The sequence below is a fragment of the Rahnella perminowiae genome, assembly GCF_019049755.1.
In the GTDB taxonomy this organism is placed as follows: Bacteria; Pseudomonadota; Gammaproteobacteria; order Enterobacterales; family Enterobacteriaceae; genus Rahnella; species Rahnella perminowiae.
This window is the reverse complement of the sequence record NZ_JAFMOS010000251.1, coordinates 1-2,795: the sequence shown is the minus strand read 5'-3', so window position 1 is coordinate 2,795 and position 2,795 is coordinate 1. Positions and strand designations below refer to the sequence as shown.

The window sequence follows — 2,795 nt, the reverse complement described above, 5'->3', positions numbered from 1 at the left end:
GCCCGTCAGTCCACCTGACGGGCTTTTTTAATTGAGCAACACCACTTATCTTTTAGAGTACCGCGACGATGGCTTCACACAGCGGTGCCATGTTTTCGAGTGTAATGCCAGCAACGTTAATACGGCCAGAGTTGACTGCATACACGCCGAACTCATCGCGTAACCGCAATACCTGCTCTTTGGTCAGGCCGCTGAAAGAGAACATCCCGTTCTGATTGATAATAAAGCTGAAATCTTGCTGAGCGCCTTTTTCCTGCAAGGTACTGACGAACAGCTGACGCATACGATGAATACGCAGACGCATATCGCTCAGCTCCTGCTCCCACAGTGTGCGCAAAGCTTCGTTACCCAAAATCGTGGCTACCACCGCAGCACCGTGTGACGGTGGGTTGGAGTAGTTAGCACGGATAACCGATTTCATTTGACTGAAGGCGCGATCGGCGGTTTCTTCATCGGCCGCAACTAATGTACAAGCGCCCACGCGTTCATTGTATAACCCGAAGTTTTTCGAATAAGAGCTGGCGACCAGTAATTCCTTGTGTGTTTCCACGAACAGACGCAGACCGGCCGCATCCTCTTCCAGACCTTTTGCAAAGCCCTGATAAGCGAAATCGAACAACGGTAACCAGCCGTTGCTCACAGACAATTCTGCCAGTTGTGCCCATTGTTCCTGAGTAGGATCGATACCGGTTGGGTTGTGGCAGCAACCGTGGAACAGTACCACGTCGCCTGCTTTAGCTTCGCTCAGACTTTTCAGCATGCCATCGAAATCAAGGCTGTGATTGACGGCATCATAGTAGTGGTATTCCATGACTTCCAGACCTGAAGCAGAGAACACGCCTTTATGGTTCGGCCAGCTTGGATTGCTTACCCACACGCGCCTGGCGCTGGTTTGCGTAGCGATGAAATCTGCTGCGATACGCAGAGCGCCAGTGCCGCCCGGAGTCTGCGCGGTACGTGCCCGTTTATCAGCAATAATCGCGCTGTCCTGGCCAAACAGCAGTTCCTGTGTGCAATGTGCAAAATCAGGCAACCCGTCAATACTCAGATAGGTTTTAGTAGATTCATTTTCCAACAGAAATTGTTCGGCTTTCTTCACGCTGGCCAGAACCGGCGTTTTACCTGTTTCGTCTTTATAAACACCAATCCCCAGATTTATTTTATCTGAGCGATCGTCAGCGCGGAAAAGATCGGTAAGACCCAGAATAGGATCAGCAGGTGCTGCAGTGATTTTTTCAAACATGTCGGAAAATTCCATAGCCTGATATGACGAAAGAGGGCTTCAGGGTAACGCCAGCGCCCCCGTTTGCCAACCGTTTGCGGCAAAAAGAAAGCAGAGTTGTGAGAAGGCGTGGGAGATTAAAATAATTTATGGGCGAGGGTGGAAAAACGATATTTTCAAACATACACAAATGCAAAAGGCAGAGCCGAAGCTCTGCCTTGATATCCACTTTGCTACGCCCGTAAGCGCATCGTTAAGCGATATTAGAACTGGTATTGCAGACCAACACCCACAACATCATCGGTAGAAACACCAGCGGTACGGGTATAGCTGTTGTCGTCCAACAGGTTGATTTTGTAGTCAACATAGGTAGACATGTTTTTGTTGAAGTAGTAGTAAGTACCAACTTCTACGTATTTAACCAAGTCAGCATCACCGCCTGCAAAGCCAGTACCCAACGCATTAAGATCTTTACCTTTGGACTGCAGGTAAGCAATGGAAGGACGCAGGCCGAAATCAAACTGGTATTGCGCTACAACTTCAAAGTTTTGAGTTTTGTTAGCAACTTGGTTGAAGTCTCCGCCATAGATGGTGGTGTTCTCGGATTCACCGTAGAATGCTGCCAGGTACAGGTTGTTAGCGTCATATTTCGCGCCCAATGCATATGCGGAAGCTTTGTCACCGTTACCATCAAGTTTCTGAGAGTTAGTACGGTTAGATGAGAAGTAAGCACCACTTACGCTAACGCCAGAGTTGCCGATAGCATAAGCTACCGAAGAACCCCAACCGTCACCATTCTGGTCTTTAGTTGCACTTCCTGGAACACCCAAGTCGGTACCATCAGCAGCAAAGTCATGGCCATCACGATCGTTTTGGTTTTTGCCCTGGTACTGTACTGCGAAGCTCAGGCCGTCAACCAGACCGAAGAAGTTGCTGTTACGGTAAGTTGCCATGCCATTACCACGACCAATCATGAAGTTGTCGTTGTTCTGGTACATAGTGTCATCGCCATAGATTGGCAATTGGTCGGTGTAGGACATTACGTCGTAGATTACGCCGTAGTTACGACCGTAGTCGAAAGAACCTGCATCACCGAATTTCAGACCTGCGAAGCCCAGACGCGTTTTGTTGCCTTCGTCGCCAGCGCTTTCTGCGTGGTTAGCCTGAACGTTGTATTCCCACTGGCCGTAACCGGTCAGTTGGTCAGTAATTTGAGTTTCGCCTTTGAAGCCGAAACGGACATAGGTCTGGTCGCCATCGTCGCCAGCATTGTCAGAGAAGGTGTGACGGGCGTCAACTTTACCGTACAGATCCAGTTTGTTGCCGTCTTTGTTATAGATCTCAGCTGCATTAGCTGCACCAGCAACTAACAGAGCAGGGATTACCACTGCAAGAATATTGCGCTTCATCATTATTATTACCCTCATTGGTTTTATTTGGACACCTGCCACTGCCTTAAATAATTCTTTACGGAACTATTCGCGAAAGTTTGGTGTCTCCTGTGTCTGAACGCACTATTCCATCCGTGGTGAGCTTAATCCATAGCGAAAATGCTACTAAATTACTAAATATG

The 2,795-nt window shown here is 48.5% G+C and carries 2 protein-coding genes; both read right to left on the bottom strand.

The window, feature by feature from the left end; all coding sequences use genetic code 11:
* Window positions 1-52: 52 nt before the first annotated feature.
* On the bottom strand, window positions 53-1,243 hold the full coding sequence (locus J1785_RS01875) for an amino acid aminotransferase (protein ID WP_129952505.1): 1,191 nt from the start codon (window positions 1,241-1,243) through the stop codon (window positions 53-55).
* A 242-nt stretch (window positions 1,244-1,485) separates the two neighbouring features.
* A complete protein-coding gene (gene ompC, locus J1785_RS01870) occupies window positions 1,486-2,634 on the bottom strand; it encodes a porin OmpC (RefSeq protein WP_269154561.1) in 1,149 nt (382 codons plus the stop codon).
* Window positions 2,635-2,795 lie beyond the last annotated feature (161 nt).

What these genes read in the sequence shown, in the direction of transcription:
- J1785_RS01875 (WP_129952505.1), bottom strand. Translation starts at nt 1,243, where the DNA reads ATGTTTGAAAAAATCACTGCAGCACCTGCTGATCCTATTCTGGGTCTT.
- ompC (WP_269154561.1), bottom strand. Translation starts at nt 2,634, where the DNA reads ATGATGAAGCGCAATATTCTTGCAGTGGTAATCCCTGCTCTGTTAGTT.